Here is a 17,485-nt window from a genome sequence, read left to right on the forward strand (position 1 = left end):
CATAGTGGAAATCCCCAGGCCGTATTGCTCAGGCACCATCCGCAAGGCATAGCGCGAGGAACTGTTCAACCACTCGTGACGGGGCACTCGCATGCGGCACCAGAATCGAGAGCCGCCGCGTCAGCGGCTCGGGACCCAACGAGAACAGGCACAAGGCGCCGCCTTCATGCCGCATCGACATTGCCGAGACGAAACCGATGCCCATCCCCGCCCGCACCGCCTCCTTGACGCCTTCGACCCCGGCAATCTCCAGCGCCACGCGCATCGGCACGCCCGCCCGGGCAAACGCCCGCTCGACGATCTGCCGCACGCCCGACCCGGCTTCGCGCAACACCAACGGATGCGAGCCGAATGCCGCCAGTTCCACCCGCCCGTTGTCGAGGCCCAAGCCGTCCTCCTTGCCCGCGCCGACCGCCTGCGCCAGCGGATGCGTGCGTGGCATGATCGCGACGATCTCGTCCTCACGCCACGCATGGACCGCAGTGTCCGGCGGCAGATCCTCGCCGACCGGCCCCTCGATCATCGCGATATCCACCGACGCCAGTGCGCTGACGATTTCCGTTGTATTGCCGTCGGCGGTATGCAGCGTCACGTCGGGATAGCGGCGATGAAAGTCGGCGATCAGGTACGGCAGCAGATAGCTTGCCGGCGTGGTGCTTGCGCCGATCCGCAAGGTGCCCTGCTCGAGTCCGCGCAGCGCGTCGCGATAGGCATGCGCCTGGCGCCACGTATCGCGCAACCGGGTGGCATAGCTGGCAAGTTGCTCGCCGGCGGGCGTGAGGCGCACGCCGCGCCCATCGCGCAGGTAAAGCGGCTCACCGAATTCGTCCTGGAGCTGACGCAATTGTCCGGACACCGCCGGCTGCGATAAATGCAGCGCCACAGCCGCCCGGCTGATGTTGCGATGCTCGGCAACGGCGGCAAACGTTATAAGTTGGTCCGGGGTCATGATGGATGAAATATCTGCATAGCTGATACTTTACATTCTAAATCACGATTTTTCATATCGATATATCTAATTTAGGATTTGACCTATCGAATCAGAACAGTCATAGGAAGGCATTACGCCATGTCCACCGCTCATCTCACCGCTGCTGCCACACCCGCCGGGTCCTCATCCACCCGCGGCCAGCTCAACGGCATTCTCTTCGTCGCCCTGTTTGCCGCTGCCGTGACCCGCATCGCGGCGATCCCGGCGATCGCCGGGCTGGGCTTGAGCCCGCTGATCGTCGGCATCGTGGCGGGCGCCATTTACGGCAACGCGTTGCGCGACGGCATGCCCGAAAGCTGGGCGGCCGGCGTCAACTTCTCGGCGCGCAAACTCCTGCGCATCGCCGTGGCGTTTTTCGGCCTGCGCGTCAGCCTGCAGGAAATCGCTCAGGTCGGCTTGCCAGGTCTCGCCGAATCGGTGCTGATCGTCGTGAGCACGCTCGCGATCGGCACCTGGGCCGGCATGAAGATCATGAAACTCGACCGCGACACCGCACTTCTCACGGCTGCAGGCAGCGCGATCTGCGGCGCGGCCGCCGTGCTCGCGTTCGAGTCGACGCTGCAATCCAAGCCACATAAGAGCGCCATGGCGGTAGGCAGCGTGGTGCTGTTCGGCACCCTCTCGATGTTCCTGTACCCGGTGCTGTTCAAGGCGGGCTGGCTGCATCTCGACACGGTTGGCGCGGGTCTGTTCTTCGGCGGCACGATTCACGAAGTGGCGCAGGTGGTCGGCGCGGCCAGCAACGTGAGCCCGGAAGCGACCCACATCGCGACCATCGTCAAGATGACCCGTGTGATGCTGCTGGTGCCGGTGCTGCTGGTGATCGGCATGTGGGTGAACCGCCCGGCACGCAGCGCCGCTGCCACGGCAACGGCCGAGGACGGCAAGCAACACGCACCGCGCAAACTGGCGATTCCCTGGTTCGCAGTCGGCTTCCTCGCCTTCGTCGTGATCAACTCGCTGCACGTCCTGCCCGAAAACGCGACCAGCACGCTGAACATGCTCGACACCTTCGCGCTCACCATGGCCATGACCGCGCTCGGTATCGAAACCCGCATCGCGCAGATCCGTCAGGCCGGCCCTCGCGCATTGACCACCGGTTTCATCCTGTATGTGTGGTTGATTGTCGGTGGACTGGGTATCACATGGACCGTCCAGCACCTGCTCGGCTGAACCGCCCTCGCCTCCTGACCAACCCCGCCGCGTGCGGGGTTTTGTGCGTTCAGGAGAACCATCCGGCACGCATGCGCGGCATACTGGTTGCTGACGTTGTCAGCTTATGCAGCCCCTTATACAGACCCTTACGCAGCCCCGTTCACGCAAACCCGTTCATGCAACTGGAATGAGGACCGATCGATGAGCCTGGAACTTTACTATTGGGACGGCCTGCAAGGCCGTGGCGAATTCGTGCGTCTGGCGCTGGAAGAAGTCGGCGCGGACTATGTGGAGGTGGCGCGCGGCGAGGCCTCGGACGGCCTCGGCACGAACGCGATGATGGCGCTCATGAAAAGTAAGGACGAGCCCCATCCGCCGTTCGCGCCGCCGTTTCTGAAAGACGGCGATCTGGTGATCGCGCAGACCGCCAACATCCTGTTCTATCTTGGTCCGAGGCTCAATCTCGCGCCTTCGGTCGAAAGCCTGCGCTACGTCGCCAACGGACTGCAACTGACGATCGCCGATATGGTGACCGAAGCGCACGACACGCATCATCCGCTCGCCAGCGCCCTGTATTACGAAGACCAGAAAGACGCCGCCAAAGTGCGCGCGCACGACTTCATCGACAACCGGATTCCGAAGTTCATGAAGTACTTCGAGCGGGTGCTGAAGCAAAACCCGGCAGGCGACGCGTTCATGGTGGGCGATGCGCTCACTTACGTCGACCTGTCGATGTTCCAGTTGATCGACGGCTTGCTGTACGCTTTTCCGCGCGCGCTCAAGCGTTTCGGCGAACAGTATCCGCGCCTCGCGGCGTTGCACGACGCGGTGATCGAGCGGCCGAACATCGCCGCTTATCTCCAGTCCGAGCGGCGCATCGAGCACAACGAAGCCTGCATCTTCCGGCACTATCCGGAGCTCGACAAGGCGGCTGTTTGATCCGCGCCGCCCGTCTTCGCGAACCCCGCGCATCGCGCCCGCTTCCGCCAGCGGGCGCGATGCTGTTACCGTACGCACATTTCATCCACCCATCACGCCCTTTCCTGCCGACGTGCTTTCATTCCTGCTGAAGCTGCGCACCCGCGCCCAAACCCTGTTCCGTCTGTCCGACGCCCATACGATGCTGGTCTGGTCGGTGGTGGTCGGCGTGGCGGGCGCGTTCGCGACGATTGCCTTTCGCGAGGGCATCGCGCTGCTGCAACTGGCGGTGGTCGGCAAGTCCGGCAGTTTCGTCGAAATGGCGCGCGGCTTGCCGTGGACGGTGCGCGTGTGGCTGCCCGCCGCCGGCGGCCTGATCGCCGGCTTCTTTCTGTTGATCGCGCGGCGTCACCTCGACAAGGGCAATCACATCGACTACATGGAAGCCGTCGCGATCGGCGACGGCGTGGTGCCGGTCAAGCTGAGCTTCTGGCGCAGCGTGTCGTCGCTGTTCACGATTTCGAGCGGCGGCTCGATTGGCCGCGAAGGGCCGATGGTGCAACTGGCGGCGCTGGCCGCGTCGCTGATCGGCCGCTGGGTGCATTTCGATCCGCCGCGTCTGCGCCTGCTCGTCGCCTGCGGCGCGGCCGCCGGGATTACCGCCGCGTACAGCGCGCCGATTGCCGGCGCGTTCTTCGTCACGGAAATCGTGCTCGGCTCGATCGTGATGGAGAGCTTCGGCCCCGTGGTGGTCTCGGCGGTGGTCGCCAACATCACGATGCGCGAGTTCACCAGCTACAAGCCGCCGTACGAAATGCCGGTGTTTCCGCCTGTGGCGGGCGCCGAAGTTCTGTTGTTCGTCGGGCTCGGGCTGCTGTGCGGTGCAGCCGCGCCGCAGTTTCTGCGACTGATGGACTTTTCGAAAGCCAACTTTCGCAAACTGCCCCTGCCGCTGCCCATCCGGCTCGCGCTGGGCGGTCTGATCGTCGGCATTCTGTCGGTGTGGACGCCCGAGGTGTGGGGCAACGGCTACAGCGTCGTCAATTCCATTCTGCATTCGCCGTGGACGTGGTCCGCGCTCGTCCTCGTCCTGGTGTTCAAGATCGTCGCGACGTCGGCGACCGTGGGTTCAGGCGCGATCGGCGGGGTCTTCACGCCGACGCTGTTCGTCGGCGCGGTGGTCGGTTCGCTGTTCGGCCTCGGCATGCACGCGGTGTGGCCGCACGGCACCTCGGCGCCGTTCGCTTATGCGATGGTCGGCATGGGCGCGTTTCTCGCCGGCGCCACGCAGGCGCCGCTGATGGCGATCCTGATGATCTTCGAAATGACGCTCAGCTACCAGGTGGTGCTGCCGCTGATGCTGTCGTGCGTGGTCGCGTATTTCGTGTCGCGTGCGATCGGTAAAACGTCGATGTACGAAATCACGCTGCGCCGCAATCAGGAGGAACAGGAGCGCACCCGGCTGCGCGCCACGCAGATGCGCGAGCTGATCCGTCCCGCCGAAACCGTCGTGCCGCCCAACGCGACCGTGCAGGACATGACGCGCGTGTTCCTCGAATATCCGGTGAAGTATCTGTACGTCGCCAATGAGTCTGGCGCATTTCTCGGCGTGGTCGCGCTCAAGGACATCACCTCCGACCTGCTCGACAAACGCGACACCTCCGCGAAAACCGCCGCCGATTATCTGCAGCCGCATTTCGATGTGCTGACGCCGGATATGCCGCTCGGCGTCGCGCTGCAGCACTTCATGGCGTTTCAGGGCGAGCGGCTGCCGGTTGTCGAAAGCACCGCGGATCCGAAGCTGGCGGGCGTGGTCTACAAGACTTCTCTGCTCGATGCGTATTTCCGCATGAATCCGACGCGCTAGAGTTTGCGCGGCGCTCCGCGGCGGCGCGTCCATGCAAAGCACGGCAGATTCTCTACAATGGGAAAACCACTGCCGCGATTGCGAGCAGCGCGCGTTACGCCAGGACGGGTGCCGAGACGCCCGCCCTTCGATCGGAGCGAAGATGAGCGAACCGTCCCTCGACGCCGTACGCCGTGATCAGGCCGGCTGGATTTTTCTGCATATCGAAGGCGAGCCGTACGATCGCGGCGAGCAGCACGGTCAGTTGCTCGCCACTGAAATCCAGAACGCGATCCGCACCGCCCGCTACCTGGCGAAATGGGACACCGGCGAAGACTTCGATACCTTCGTCGACGCCGCCGTCTCCCAGTTCGCCAACAAACTCGACACTGAATTCACCGACGAAATCCAGGGCATCGCCGACGGCGCGAAACTGCCGTTCGGCGAAGTGCTGGCCTGGAACGGTTACATGGATCTGCTGCAAAGCTGGTGGCCAAGCCACGCGGCGGCCCAGCAACCGCAACTCGGCGTGAAACCGTGGCGCGGGCGTCGTGGCCATCACTGCAGCGCGTTCATCGCCACCGGCAATGCCACCCGCGACGGCCGCATCGTCATGGCGCACAACTCGTGGGACCGCTACGCCGCGGGCGATGCGTTCAACGTGGTATTCGACATCGTGCCGGATCGCGGCAACCGCATCCTGATGCAGGGCCTGCCGGGGTGCATCTCCAGCCTCACCGATTTCTGGGTCACCCAGGCCGGCCTGATGGTCACCGAAACGACCATTTCCAACTTCGTCGGCTACAACGCGGCCGGCGCACCGGAGTTCTATCGCTCGCGGCGCGCGTCGCAATATGCCAAAGACATCGGCGAATGGTGCGAGATGTTCGCGGTCGCCAATAACGGCGGCTATGCGAATAGCTGGCTGCTCGGCGACACCAAGACCGGCGAGATCGCGCGCTACGAACTGGGGCTGCACTATTCCGGTTTCGAGAGTACGAAAAATGGCTTCTACAGCGGTTACAACACCGCGACCGACCTGAAGATCCGCAATCAGGAATGCATCGGCGAAGGCGAGGACTATACGGACGTGCGCAAGAACGGCGCGCGCCGCTTGCGCTTCATGCAGCTCGAAGAAATGCATCACGGCAAGATCGACGCCGAACTCGCGAAAGAAATGATCGCCGACCATCACGACGTCTATCTCGACCGCAACGACAACCCCTGCTCGCGCACCATCTGCGGGCATCTGGAACTGGACGACGCGCGCTTCGGTGGATCCGACCAGGGGCCGTTCAATCCGTGGGGCGCCAACGACGGCAAAGTGGTCGACAGCGAGATGGCGCGCGCCATGGCCTTCAGCGCGCGTTGGGGACACCCGTGCGGCAGGCCGTTCGACGCCCAGGCGTTCATGAAGCGCCATCCGCAATGGAACTGGCTCAACGGCTACATGCGCGACCGGCCTTCGTGGCCGTGGACGCGGTTCGAGGTGCTGCGCTAGACGCAGCGCTTATTGCTTACCACGTGCTTACCGTCTGCTTACCGCATTCTTGCCATCTATCGCGGCGCAGCATAAGCGTAGTACGGCCGTTCGCGACTGCGTTGCCTTTTCCCTGCCATCATGTGGAATTTACAATTAGGTTTTGTCTCTTTTGCGCGCGCGCCGCGGCGGTTTGCCATCTAAGATGGTAGATGCACGCCGTCCGCATGATGCGGGGCCGTGTGTAGGTTGCGCCCTCCTTTCGACGCGGGGACGGCACAGCGTGTGCTTAACTGATAGCGCCGCATGAGCTTAGGAGGTCGGGCGATGAAAACCTCGACACTGTTGATCATGGTGACGCTGTCAGCCTCGTGTTTTGCCGCGCCGGTTCATACCGCGCCGGACAGCACGGCCGCCAATAGCCTTGCCGAACGCGCCAATGCCGCCCCCGTCGCCCCCCCGGCGCCGGACGTGGCCGTCACGGACGACAAACGCCCGCAACAATGGCAATACATCGCGCTGCCCAAGTCGCGGCATCTGGAGCGAAGCTTCGCGGGCCAGAATGAACATTTGCAAACCTGAAAACAGCCCCTTAGGAGCGCGTGCGTGACCGAATCGACTATTCCCGGCGAATCGATTGATCTGCAGATCACCGACGTTCTGCGCGAAGTCAGTTTTCCGACCTATAAAGACGCGCTGGTCGACGCCGCGCGCGAAGCCGGCGCGAGCAACGAAGTGTTGTCGATGCTCGACGGCTTGCCGGAGCAGGATTACGCCGACGTGACGTCGGTCACGCGCCTGATCGGCGGCAATTACGGACCGGGTCTGGGAGCATGAGCGGCAGGCAGGTCGCAATCTCCGGTCCAACAGGTTCGCCAGGTTCGCTTTCCTCAGATCCGAAACCCGCTGCCGACTGGATCTATCGCTCGCCGCATTCGGGCGGCACTAGCGGCATCGAGCGAATCGAAGCCTTCTTTCATCATGCCGGCTATGCCATGCATCGGCACGATACCTATGCGATTGGCCGCACGCTCGCGGGCGTGCAGAGCTTTCACTACCGCGGCAGCACCTGTAACAGCCTGCCCGGCGGCACGATGGTGCTGCATCCCGATGAGCCGCATGACGGCCAGGCCGGCACGCACGACGGTTTTCACTACCGGATGATCTATGTCGACCCGGCGCTGTTCCAGCAGGCGCTCGGCGGTAAGCCTCTGCCATTCGTCAAAGGCGGCTTGTCGAGCGACCCGCGTCTGTTTACGGCGACCGAAAGCCTCCTGCGCGCCATGGATTGCGCAATCGATTCACTCGAACAGGACGACGCGCTCTACGATCTGGCGATCGCACTCGATGCAGTGGGCGGTGCGGGACAACCGCGCCGGCCGGTGGACTATCGCGCGGCGGAACGGGCGCGCGAGTACATGCTGGGCTCGCTCGACAGCCCCGTGACGCTCGACGAACTGGCAGCCGCTGCCGGCCGTGACCGCTGGAGTTTGTCGCGGGATTTTCGTGCGCTGTTCGGCACGAGTCCGCACCGCTATCTGACCATGCGTCGCCTCGATCTCGTGCGCCGCCTCGCGGTTCAGGGCGTGTCGCTCGCCAGCGCATCCGCGGCGGCCGGCTTTACCGACCAGAGCCATATGACGCGGCACTTCAAGCGCGCGTGGGGGGTGGCGCCAGCGCATTGGCTCAAGATGCTGGGACCTTCGACGCAAGGAACGCGTTGAGGCGGAGTGAGGGTGGCTTTGAGGTGGCGTTGAGGTTGCGCTAAGGCGGCATTAAAGTGGCGTTGAGGCGCCTTTAAGCTAGTGCCAAGGCGTCAAGCGGCAACTCGACTATCCCACCGCATCGCAACCGCGCACACAAACGTACAAGACCCGCTGGCACCGCCCGCCCTACGCTCCTGTCTGACACCTACCGTTCAGGAGGAACACCCCGATGTCCAATCATGCAACGATTCAACCGTCTCACCGCGCGATCAATTTCGCTGAAAAACTGCAGCTCATCAACGACCAATGGCAACCGCGCGTCGTTGCGGAAATGAACGACTACCAGTTCAAGCTGGTGCGCATCGAAGGCGACTTTGTCTGGCACGAGCATGCCGACACGGATGAAACGTTTATCGTGGTCGAGGGGCAACTGCGCATCGACATGCGCGATGGGTTCGTGCTGCTCTCGGCAGGAGAAATGTTCGTGGTGCCCAAAGGCACCGAGCACAAACCGTACGCCGAACGCGAGGTCAAGCTGCTGCTGATCGAACCGCGCGGCGTGAAGAACACCGGCGAAGAAAGCAACGAACGCACGGCGGCGAACGACGTGTGGATCTAGGCAGGCCGGCGCCCCGCCGCGGGTTTTGAAGGCGTGCTTCGCCTCAAGCGCCGGCGTGTCGCGCGCGTCAAAGCGGCGACGATGCCACGATTCCCGAGCGCGAAACCTGACGCGTCGGTCGGGCCGTGTCGCCCGGCAAGGCCGACACCGGCAGGTCGTCGGCATACGCAGGCGAGCTGGCCACGACACGCCGCGGCATCGTGGCGCGTGGATCGCGCGTGTGCTCGTCGGTCTGCTGGAAATGCGCGACGAGGTGATCGATGAAGGTACGCACTTTCGCCGGCAAATGAAGGCGGCTTGGATAAGCAATCGTGATTTCGATTTGCGGCAGCCGGTAATCTCCGAGCAACGGCACAAGACGCCCGGACGCCAGATCCCGGTCGATCAGATAACTCGGCAAAATCGCCACGCCCATACCCAGCAGCGCGAACTGCCGCAGCATCTCGGTGTTGTTCGCCGCAATCGCATTGGTGGGCCTGACCCGCACTTCGCCCGCAGGCCCGGTGAATACCTTTTCGTCGCCGCCCTGCTCGGCAGGCCGGCTCAGACACGGATGCGTCAGCAGATCTTCCGGGCGCAGCGGAGTGCCGTGCTGCTCGAGATAAGCGGGCGTTGCGCACACCGTCATGTAACCGGTGGTCAAACGGCGCGTGACGATGCTCGCACTGCGCATCTGCCGCGCCACCATGATCCCGACATCAAAGCCCTCTTCCACCAGGTCGACGTTGCGATCCGCCAGCGTGACATCGGGCACCACATCGGGATAACGCTGGGCGTACGACTGCACCACCGGCGCGAGGCTATGCAGCCCGAACACCACCGGCGCGACAATGCGCAAGGTGCCGACCGGTTCGTGATTGCGCGCCACCACCATCTGCTCCACGCCTTCCAGGTCGTCGAGAATGTGGCGCACGCGTTCCAGATAGGTCCTGCCGGATTCGGTCAGCGACAGACGGCGTGTCGTGCGATTGAGCAGCCGCGTGCCGAGACGCGCTTCCAGATCCGCGACATGGCGCGTAACGACGGCGGTGGAAAGATCCAGCGCGCCAGCCGCGCCAACGAAACTGCCAAGGTCTGCCACCTTGACGAATACGCGCATCGACTGCAATTGATTCATGGGACGACTCCTGCCTCGGTAAAGCCGGGCCGGCGCAACGCTGCCGCCTGTGTCGACCCGCACGACAAGGCGCGCGCGGATTTGCCCAACGATTCGATTGTATCGATCCGATCATGTCCCAACCCTGACCCGAACATGACAATCCCGTCAGGTTGCTGATGCGCTCGCGACACTATCGCGAGGCTTATTATGAGGATAAGGTAGGTATAAACCCTTAGATGCTGGTAACATAGCGCCCGAAAGGAATTAATCGCTATGCCACATCGTTTCCAGCTTCTCGAAAAAATCGCGTTTTCACTGGTTTGCTGGTCGGCCGCGGCCTGTTCGGCGTTCATCGCTTACGAGCGGTGCCCGGAGATCAAGGTCGTCCTGCACGTCGGTGAAGAAGTCCTGCGCTACAGCGGGCAGTATTCGTTCGTCTGCGCGACGCCCGTTGCGGACGCCTGCGCACAGTTGCCGGCGAGCTGAATCGCCGGCATTGACGACATTGCCGGCCTTCCCGGGTCGGCATTCGTTACACCCATTCGTCACACCAATTACGCGTCGCGCCCGAACACCACGCGCGCGAAAAATCCCGCCAGCACCGTTTCAGCCATCTCCGACGGCACATTCTGCGGATCGACCGTGTAGAAGAACTGCACGCCGTCGCACAAGCCCATCAAGCCCATCGCCAACGTCTCCGCCGGCAGCGGCAACGGCGTGCCGACCCGCGTCGAAAATTCGCGGATGTATTCGCTCAGATGCTCGAGCTTCTCGTGCATGAACGCGTTAAAGCGTATCCGGAAGCGGCCGTCCCGCACGGCAAGCAGTTTCGCCTCCACCCACAGCAGGAAGCACTTGTTCTCGCGATGCAGATTGCTGTAGTAGCGCAGCACGCGCTCTTCCATCTCCTCACGCGAGGCCGCGTCTTCAAAGATGGCTTGCAAGCCTGCCTGCATGGTCTCGTGATCGCGCCGCAATAGCTCGAGGAACAACTCGTTCTTGCTACGGAAGTTCGAATAGAACGCGCCGCGTGTATAACCCGCCGCCCCGGCGAGGTCTTCGACACTCGCCGCGACAAAGCCTTTCTTCATAAAAATCGCTTGCCCAGCGTCGAGCAGACGCTGGCGCGTCTGGTCTTTGCTCTGCTCGCGTGTAAGTCGTTGCCGTTTCATGGGCGCAAGTCTAGCACCGAAAAGAATTCCAATTCATCTCGACATTCAAATACAGGTGTGTATTAGAATGCAACCATCCATTCGAAGTCAGACGCGTATGCCAATTGCATGTTTCACATGTTCCGGCTCACGCGTCTTCGCTGGCGGGCCGCTGCGGCTTGCCGTGTTCGTTCGCTGTCTCCAGTTGGGGTAATTGTGAAGCGTCCCGGTCTTCCCGCATCGCCTGCGATGCGCCAGCAGTTCCATCGGCATGCCCGGCCCGCGCGTTTGCGCCGTGCGGCATTCGCCTTCGCATTCGCCGGTATCGCCACGCTCGCCGCGTGCTCGAAGAAAGAAGCCGTTGCACCCGTACCGCGTCCGGTAGTCGCCGTCGCCGTCCATGCGGACGGCAGCGCGATGGCCGCGGCGTCGTTGCCAGGCGAAGTGCAGGCGCGCTACTCCACACCGCTATCGTTTCGCGTCGGCGGCAAAATCATCGAGCGTCGTGTCCGTTTGGGCGATGTGGTGAAGAACGGGCAGATCGTCGCGCGGCTCGATCCGGCGGATGCCCAGAAGAATGCCGCCAGCGCGCAGGCTCAACTGGAAGCCGCGCAACACAGTCTCGTGTATGCGAAGCAGCAACTCGATCGCGACCAGGCTCAGGCCAAAGAAAACCTGATCGCGCCCGCCCAGCTCGAACAGACCACCAACGCCTACGCGTCGGCCGCCGCGCAGCGCGACCAGGCCGCGCAACAGGCGGCGTTGTCGAAAGACCAGTTGCAGTACACCACGCTCATTGCCGATCACGCCGGGGTGGTCACCGCCGAACAGGCCGACACCGGCCAGAACGTGTCCGCGGGCCAGGCCGTCTACAACCTTGCATGGAGCGGCGATATCGACGTGGTCTGCGACGTGCCGGAAAGCGCGCTCGCCGCGCTCTCGATCGGGCAGACCGCAAAAATTACGCTGGCCGCGCTGCCGGGCCGCAGCTTTAGCGCGCGCGTGCGCGAACTGTCGCCCGCCGCCGATCCGCAAAGCCGTACCTACCGCGCCAGGCTCACGCTTGAGAATCCCGGCCCGGAGGTACGCCTCGGCATGACCGCCGACGTCGCGCTCGCCGCACCCGCGCCCTCCAGTTCATCCGCGAGCGAAAGCGGTACCTTCACCGTTGCCGCCACCGCCCTGTTCCATGACGGTACGCAACCGGCCGTGTGGGTCGTGCGGCCCGCGGATAACGCGCCCGGAGCCGGTACGCCCGGAGCCGGTATGCCCGCAGCCGGTACGCCGGGCGCCGGTACGCTGGAACTGCGCCGCGTGACGGTCACCCGCTACAACGAGCGCACGATCGTGATCGGTGGGGGGCTCAAGGACGGTGAACGCGTCGTACTGCAAGGCGTGCATACCGTGACCGCCGGCGAAAAAGTCCGCGCGATCCCGCCGCTGCATCCCGAGGACTTCGCTTCATGAGCACCACGCATGAAGAGGGACGCTTCAACCTGTCCGCATGGGCGCTGCGCCACCAGGCGCTGGTCGTCTTCCTGATCGCGCTCGCGACCGCCTTCGGCGTTCTCGCCTATACCCGTCTCGCTCAATCCGAAGATCCGCCGTTCACGTTCCGCGTGATGGTGATCCGCACCTTCTGGCCGGGCGCGACCGCGCGCCAGGTCCAGGAACAGGTCACCGACCGCATCGGCCGAAAATTGCAGGAAACACCCGCCATCGATTTCGTGCGCAGCTACTCGCGCCCCGGCGAATCGCTGATGTTCTTCTCGATGAAAGACTCGGCGCCGGTCAAGGACGTGCCCGAAACCTGGTATCAGGTGCGCAAGAAGGTCGGCGATATCGCGGCGACCTTGCCGCCCGGCATTCAAGGCCCGTTCTTCAACGACGAATTCGGCGACGTCTACACCAACATCTGGACGCTCGAAGGCGACGGCTTTTCCGCCGCGCAACTGCACGATTACGCGGACCAGTTGCGCACGGTGCTGCTGCGTGTGCCAGGCGTCGGCAAGGTCGACTATTTCGGCGATCCGGATCAGCACATCTACATCGAGATCGCCAACACGCAACTTACGCGTCTCGGCATCTCGCCGCAGCAACTGGGCCAGGCGATCAACTCGCAGAACAGCATCTCCCCCGCAGGCACGCTGACCACCACCGACGACCGTGTGTTCGTGCGCCCCACCGGCCAGTTCAAGGACGTCAATGCGCTCGCCGACACGCTGATCCGCATCAACAACCGCTCGTTCCGTCTCGGCGACATCGCGACCATCAAGCGCGGCTACGACGATCCGGTCGCCACGCAAATGCGCTCGGGCGGCAAGGCGGTGCTCGGTATCGGCGTCACGATGCAGCCGGGCGGCGACGTAATTCGTCTGGGCAAAGCGCTCGATCAGGAGACGGTCAAACTGCGGGGCTACCTGCCCGTCGGCCTGCGCCTGGTCGAAGTATCGAGCATGCCGAATGCGGTCGCGCATTCCGTCGACGATTTTCTCGAAGCCGTCGCCGAAGCGATTGCCATCGTGCTGGTCGTCAGCCTGCTGTCGTTAGGCGTGCGTACCGGCATGGTGGTCGTGATCTCGATACCGGTCGTGCTGGCCGTCACGGCGCTTTGCATGTATCTGTTCGACATCGGGCTGCACAAGGTGTCGTTGGGCACGCTGGTGCTGGCTTTGGGGCTATTGGTGGACGACGCGATCATCGCGGTCGAAATGATGTCGGTGAAGCTGGAGCAAGGCTGGACCCGCACGCGCGCCGCAGCCTTTGCGTACACCAGTACCGCCTTTCCGATGCTGACCGGGACGCTCGTGACCGTGTCCGGTTTCCTGCCGATCGCATTGGCGAAATCGAGCACGGGCGAATACACCCGTTCGATTTTCGAGGTGTCGGCCATCGCGCTGATCGCTTCGTGGTTCGCGGCCGTGGTGCTGATTCCGTTACTCGGCTATCACATGCTGCCGGAGCGCAAGCGTCAGGCACACGAAGCGGAAGATCACGAACACGACATCTACGACACACGCTTCTATACGCGGCTGCGTGGCTGGATCGGTTGGTGCATCGAGCGGCGCTTCGTGGTGCTCGCAATCACCGTTGTGCTGTTCATTCTGGCGATGGCAGGCTTCACGCTGGTGCCGCAGCAGTTCTTCCCGAGTTCGGACCGTCCCGAGTTGCTGGTGGACGTGCGCTTGCCTGAAGGTGCGTCTTTCGACGCAACGTTGCGGCAGGCACAGCGGTTGGAGAAGGCACTGGTGGGTCGTCCGGAAATCGATCATACGGTGGACTTCGTCGGCACCGGTGCACCGCGCTTTTATCTGCCGCTCGATCAGCAGTTGCCGCAACCGAATTTCGCGCAGTTCGTGATCACGGCGAAATCCGTGAAGGATCGCGAGAAGCTCGCGCAGTGGCTCGAACCGGAATTGCGCAACAACTTTCCGGCGATTCGCACTCGCCTGTCGCGCCTCGAAAATGGACCGCCGGTCGGCTATCCCGTGCAGTTCCGCGTAAGCGGCGACGATATCGCCACCGTGCGCTCGATCGCCGAACGCGTTGCCGCGACCCTGCGCGCCGACGGCGGCACGCGCAACGTCCAGTTCGACTGGGACGAACCCGCCGAACGCTCGGTGCGCTTCGAAGTCGATCAGAAAAAAGCCCGCGAACTCGGAGTGAGTTCGGACGACATTTCGAGCTTCCTCGCCATGACGCTCTCCGGCTACACCGTCACGCAGTATCGCGAGCGCGACAAGCTGATCAGCGTCGATCTGCGCGCGCCAAAAACGGAACGCGTCGATCCTTCGAAGCTCGTCACGCTGGCGATGCCGACGCCGAACGGCCCGGTGCCGCTCGGCACGCTCGGTCATTTGCGCAACGACCTCGAGTACGGCGTGATCTGGGAACGCGACCGCCAACCCACCATCACCGTGCAGTCCGACGTCGCCCCAGGCGCGCAAGGAATCGACGTCACGCATGTGGTCGATAAGGCGCTGAGCCCCCTTCGCGCCACGTTGCCGGTCGGCTACCGGATCGAAATTGGCGGCTCGGTCGAGGAAAGCGGCAAGGGGCAAACGTCGATCAACGCGCAGATGCCGATCATGATCATCGCCGTGCTGGTGCTCCTGATGGTCCAGTTGCAGAGTTTCGCGCGTGTGCTGATGGTGGTGCTGACCGCGCCACTCGGCCTGATCGGCGTGGTTGTCACGCTGCTGCTGTTCGGCCAGCCGTTCGGTTTCGTCGCGATGCTCGGGGTGATCGCGATGTTCGGCATCATCATGCGCAACTCGGTGATTCTGGTCGATCAGATCGAGCAGGACATCGCGGCCGGCCACAAGCGCTTCGACGCGATCGTCGGCGCGACCGTGCGGCGCTTCCGGCCGATCACGCTAACCGCCGCCGCCGCCGTACTCGCGCTGATTCCGCTGTTGCGCTCCAACTTCTTCGGCCCGATGGCCACCGCGCTGATGGGCGGCATTACGAGCGCGACTATCCTTACGCTGTTCTATCTGCCGGCCCTGTACGCGACGTCGTTCAGAGTGCGAAGCGACGAGCGCGAGCCACCGGCGCCGTCCGGCACGACGCATACGGGGAACTGAGATCATGGTTACTTTCGCCCTCCCTCGACACGCGCGCCTCACGCTTCTCAGCGGCGCCGCACTGACACTTGCCGCCTGCTCGTTCGGCCCGAACGGCGAGCCGCCCGCGATGCCGCAGCCGGCCCACTACGGCGCCGAAGCGCAGCCGACGCAAACCGTTCCCGCGCAGGGCATCACCCAGCAATTCGTGGTCGGCGCGAAGCCCGTGCCCGAATGGTGGAAGCTGTATCAATCGGAGGGGCTGAACGCCCTCGTCGACGAAGGCTTGCGCAACAGCCCGACGCTTGCCGCGACCGACAAGAGTCTCGCGGCCGCGCGCGAGCAACTGCGCGCGCAGATCGGCAGTTCGATGCTGCCGACCATCGACCTGGGCGGCCAGGCCACCCGCAATCGCGCGCTGGCGATCCCCGAGGCCGGTCCGAATACGTTCCTGTACAACATCTTCGTGGGTCAATTGCAGGCGCACTACACGTTCGACCTGTTCGGCGCCTCGCGTCTCGCCGATGCCGCGCTCGCTGCGCGCGTGAACGTGCAGGCCTACCAGTTCGACGCCGCGCGCCGCGCGCTGGCCGCCAACATCGTGACCGCGGCGATCACCAGTGCGGCGTTGCGTGCGCAGATCGACACGACCGAACGGCTCGTGACGCTAGCCAACGACCAGGCACGCGACACGCAACGGCGCTACGCACTGGGCGCGGTCTCGCACGCCGATCAGTTGAGCGCGCAACAAAGCGCGGCGAGCCTGTCGGCAAGTTTGCCGGGTTTGAAGCAGCAATGGCTGACGACGCGTCATGCCCTTGCGGTGCTGCTTGGCCGCACGCCGGACGCGGCGCCGGACGACCTCGACCTTGCGCAACTGCATGTGCCTGAACAGGTGCCGGTCGTGGTGCCATCTGAATTGCTGCGTACCCGGCCCGACATTCAGGCCGCGGACGCCGCCCTGAAGGCCGCAGCGGCCGATGTCGGCGTTGCGACGGCGCAGATGTTCCCGAGTCTCTCGCTGAGTGCGTCGATGGGCCAAGGCGGCTTTAGCTGGCCGGTGGCGTTGTCAGGCGCGGGGGCGATCTGGAGTATTGGCGCGTCGTTGTCGCAACCGCTGTTTCACGGCGGCGCCCTGTTCGCCCAGCGCCGCGCGGCGGTCGATACGTATGACGCTACCGTTTCGCAATACAAGCAGACCGTGCTGGCCGCGTTCCAGAACGTCGCCGATAGCCTCGCAGCGTTGCAGCACGACGCTCAGGCACTCGATGCCGCGAACGTCGCAGCGCGTTCGGCACAGGGAATTTTCGACGAGACATCGGGGCGTTACCGGCTGGGCGCGTTACCGATCGCATCTACGCGTTCAAGCGAGCAGCAGTTCCGCAACGCGCAGCTTGATGAGATCCGCTACACGAGCGCGCGTCTGACGGACACTGCGGCCTTATTCCAGGCGATGGGCAATCCACCGGTCGAATCGGCGCCATCTGCCGCGGCGCCGGTGCCGACGGTTCCCGCGACGAACGCAGGTGTTTCGGACTAAACCTGGGATTCCATACGGATGGCGGCGGACTTATCCCCAGTTTATGTTGATGAGGCTGTTGAAAACTTTCTGACAAGCGGGCTAACCCGTTGAGCGCGCGGGGCTTTCTGTTCGCGGTGCGGAATGAACCAGGGTGTGCTGACTAAGCCGTTTGTTGATGGCGAAGGCCATTGGGACGCCTCAACATGCTGCAACGTTATCCCCAGTTTATGTTGACAGGGTTGTTGATAACTATGGGGCTACGCGCTTAAGTGTTTGATGCAAATCGGTTTGTTGCGCGCGGCGTGACCAGATGCAACGTTGATCGACAACGCGCCTCACGAGGAAGGGTGTTTGTGAAAGGACGCCTTATCCACAGATTTTGTGGAGAGGCTTGTTGATAACACCTGGACATCTGGCGTAAGTGCTTGAGCGC

General features: G+C 63.5%; 15 protein-coding genes. 12 read left to right on the forward strand and 3 right to left on the reverse strand.

Annotated elements, in window-relative coordinates:
- Positions 1-28: 28 nt before the first annotated feature.
- Positions 29-949, reverse strand: a complete 921-nt coding sequence (locus PQR67_RS02460; RefSeq protein ID WP_408453970.1) for a LysR family transcriptional regulator — start codon at positions 947-949, stop codon at positions 29-31.
- A gap of 120 nt (positions 950-1,069) precedes the next feature.
- Here PQR67_RS02460 and PQR67_RS02465 point away from each other — a divergent pair, with 120 nt between their 5' ends.
- The 8 genes from PQR67_RS02465 to PQR67_RS02500 all read left to right on the forward strand — a co-directional run bounded on the left by PQR67_RS02465 (position 1,070) and on the right by PQR67_RS02500 (position 8,715).
- Entirely contained in the window at positions 1,070-2,164 is a 1,095-nt protein-coding gene (locus tag PQR67_RS02465) for a YeiH family protein (RefSeq protein ID WP_408453973.1), read from the forward strand.
- 183 nt (positions 2,165-2,347) lie between these two features.
- Entirely contained in the window at positions 2,348-3,085 is a 738-nt protein-coding gene (locus PQR67_RS02470; RefSeq protein WP_408453976.1) for a glutathione S-transferase, read from the forward strand.
- A 112-nt stretch (positions 3,086-3,197) separates the two neighbouring features.
- Positions 3,198-4,931: a ClcB-like voltage-gated chloride channel protein gene (locus PQR67_RS02475; RefSeq protein ID WP_408453978.1), complete on the forward strand. Its 1,734-nt coding sequence runs from the start codon at positions 3,198-3,200 to the stop codon at positions 4,929-4,931.
- A 142-nt stretch (positions 4,932-5,073) separates the two neighbouring features.
- A complete protein-coding gene (locus PQR67_RS02480) occupies positions 5,074-6,411 on the forward strand; it encodes a C45 family autoproteolytic acyltransferase/hydrolase (RefSeq protein ID WP_408453980.1) in 1,338 nt (445 codons plus the stop codon).
- Positions 6,412-6,717: 306 nt separating this feature from the next.
- Positions 6,718-6,972, forward strand: coding sequence for a hypothetical protein (locus PQR67_RS02485; RefSeq protein WP_408453983.1), 255 nt, complete (start codon positions 6,718-6,720; stop codon positions 6,970-6,972).
- A gap of 24 nt (positions 6,973-6,996) precedes the next feature.
- Positions 6,997-7,227, forward strand: coding sequence for a DUF2795 domain-containing protein (locus PQR67_RS02490; RefSeq protein WP_408453986.1), 231 nt, complete (start codon positions 6,997-6,999; stop codon positions 7,225-7,227).
- Positions 7,224-8,114 (forward strand): AraC family transcriptional regulator, encoded by an 891-nt coding sequence (locus PQR67_RS02495; RefSeq protein WP_408453989.1) that lies wholly within the window; start codon positions 7,224-7,226, stop codon positions 8,112-8,114. The genes PQR67_RS02490 and PQR67_RS02495 overlap by 4 nt, the downstream gene beginning before the upstream one ends.
- Before the next feature lie 211 nt (positions 8,115-8,325).
- Positions 8,326-8,715: a cupin domain-containing protein gene (locus PQR67_RS02500; RefSeq protein WP_408453992.1), complete on the forward strand. Its 390-nt coding sequence runs from the start codon at positions 8,326-8,328 to the stop codon at positions 8,713-8,715.
- 67 nt (positions 8,716-8,782) lie between these two features.
- On the opposite strand, the gene PQR67_RS02505 is transcribed toward PQR67_RS02500, so the two are convergent.
- A complete protein-coding gene (locus PQR67_RS02505) occupies positions 8,783-9,832 on the reverse strand; it encodes a LysR family transcriptional regulator (protein WP_408453995.1) in 1,050 nt (349 codons plus the stop codon).
- 255 nt (positions 9,833-10,087) lie between these two features.
- On the opposite strand from PQR67_RS02505, the gene PQR67_RS02510 reads away from it, so the two are divergent.
- Complete coding sequence (locus PQR67_RS02510; RefSeq protein WP_120347811.1) at positions 10,088-10,300, forward strand: hypothetical protein; 213 nt, start codon at positions 10,088-10,090, stop codon at positions 10,298-10,300.
- A gap of 68 nt (positions 10,301-10,368) precedes the next feature.
- On the opposite strand, the gene PQR67_RS02515 is transcribed toward PQR67_RS02510, so the two are convergent.
- Positions 10,369-10,986, reverse strand: coding sequence for a TetR/AcrR family transcriptional regulator (locus PQR67_RS02515; RefSeq protein ID WP_408453998.1), 618 nt, complete (start codon positions 10,984-10,986; stop codon positions 10,369-10,371).
- A gap of 228 nt (positions 10,987-11,214) precedes the next feature.
- Between PQR67_RS02515 and PQR67_RS02520 the strand changes: the two genes are divergently transcribed.
- Genes PQR67_RS02520 through PQR67_RS02530 form a run of 3 tightly spaced genes read left to right on the forward strand, consistent with a single transcriptional unit; the run spans position 11,215 to position 17,070 of the window.
- Entirely contained in the window at positions 11,215-12,432 is a 1,218-nt protein-coding gene (locus PQR67_RS02520; protein ID WP_408454001.1) for an efflux RND transporter periplasmic adaptor subunit, read from the forward strand.
- Positions 12,429-15,551: an efflux RND transporter permease subunit gene (locus PQR67_RS02525; RefSeq protein WP_408454004.1), complete on the forward strand. Its 3,123-nt coding sequence runs from the start codon at positions 12,429-12,431 to the stop codon at positions 15,549-15,551. The genes PQR67_RS02520 and PQR67_RS02525 overlap by 4 nt, the downstream gene beginning before the upstream one ends.
- Positions 15,552-15,555: 4 nt before the next feature.
- On the forward strand, positions 15,556-17,070 hold the full coding sequence (locus tag PQR67_RS02530) for an efflux transporter outer membrane subunit (protein WP_408454007.1): 1,515 nt from the start codon (positions 15,556-15,558) through the stop codon (positions 17,068-17,070).
- Positions 17,071-17,485: the final 415 nt, after the last annotated feature.

Source organism: Paraburkholderia fungorum, from assembly GCF_046026025.1.
Lineage (GTDB): Bacteria > Pseudomonadota > Gammaproteobacteria > Burkholderiales > Burkholderiaceae > Paraburkholderia > Paraburkholderia fungorum_E.

What these genes read in the sequence shown, in the direction of transcription:
- PQR67_RS02460 (WP_408453970.1), bottom strand. Translation starts at nt 949, where the DNA reads ATGACCCCGGACCAACTTATAACGTTTGCCGCCGTTGCCGAGCATCGC.
- PQR67_RS02465 (WP_408453973.1), top strand. Translation starts at nt 1,070, where the DNA reads ATGTCCACCGCTCATCTCACCGCTGCTGCCACACCCGCCGGGTCCTCA.
- PQR67_RS02470 (WP_408453976.1), top strand. Translation starts at nt 2,348, where the DNA reads ATGAGCCTGGAACTTTACTATTGGGACGGCCTGCAAGGCCGTGGCGAA.
- PQR67_RS02480 (WP_408453980.1), top strand. Translation starts at nt 5,074, where the DNA reads ATGAGCGAACCGTCCCTCGACGCCGTACGCCGTGATCAGGCCGGCTGG.
- PQR67_RS02485 (WP_408453983.1), top strand. Translation starts at nt 6,718, where the DNA reads ATGAAAACCTCGACACTGTTGATCATGGTGACGCTGTCAGCCTCGTGT.
- PQR67_RS02495 (WP_408453989.1), top strand. Translation starts at nt 7,224, where the DNA reads ATGAGCGGCAGGCAGGTCGCAATCTCCGGTCCAACAGGTTCGCCAGGT.
- PQR67_RS02500 (WP_408453992.1), top strand. Translation starts at nt 8,326, where the DNA reads ATGTCCAATCATGCAACGATTCAACCGTCTCACCGCGCGATCAATTTC.
- PQR67_RS02505 (WP_408453995.1), bottom strand. Translation starts at nt 9,832, where the DNA reads ATGAATCAATTGCAGTCGATGCGCGTATTCGTCAAGGTGGCAGACCTT.
- PQR67_RS02510 (WP_120347811.1), top strand. Translation starts at nt 10,088, where the DNA reads ATGCCACATCGTTTCCAGCTTCTCGAAAAAATCGCGTTTTCACTGGTT.
- PQR67_RS02515 (WP_408453998.1), bottom strand. Translation starts at nt 10,986, where the DNA reads ATGAAACGGCAACGACTTACACGCGAGCAGAGCAAAGACCAGACGCGC.
- PQR67_RS02520 (WP_408454001.1), top strand. Translation starts at nt 11,215, where the DNA reads ATGCGCCAGCAGTTCCATCGGCATGCCCGGCCCGCGCGTTTGCGCCGT.
- PQR67_RS02525 (WP_408454004.1), top strand. Translation starts at nt 12,429, where the DNA reads ATGAGCACCACGCATGAAGAGGGACGCTTCAACCTGTCCGCATGGGCG.
- PQR67_RS02530 (WP_408454007.1), top strand. Translation starts at nt 15,556, where the DNA reads ATGGTTACTTTCGCCCTCCCTCGACACGCGCGCCTCACGCTTCTCAGC.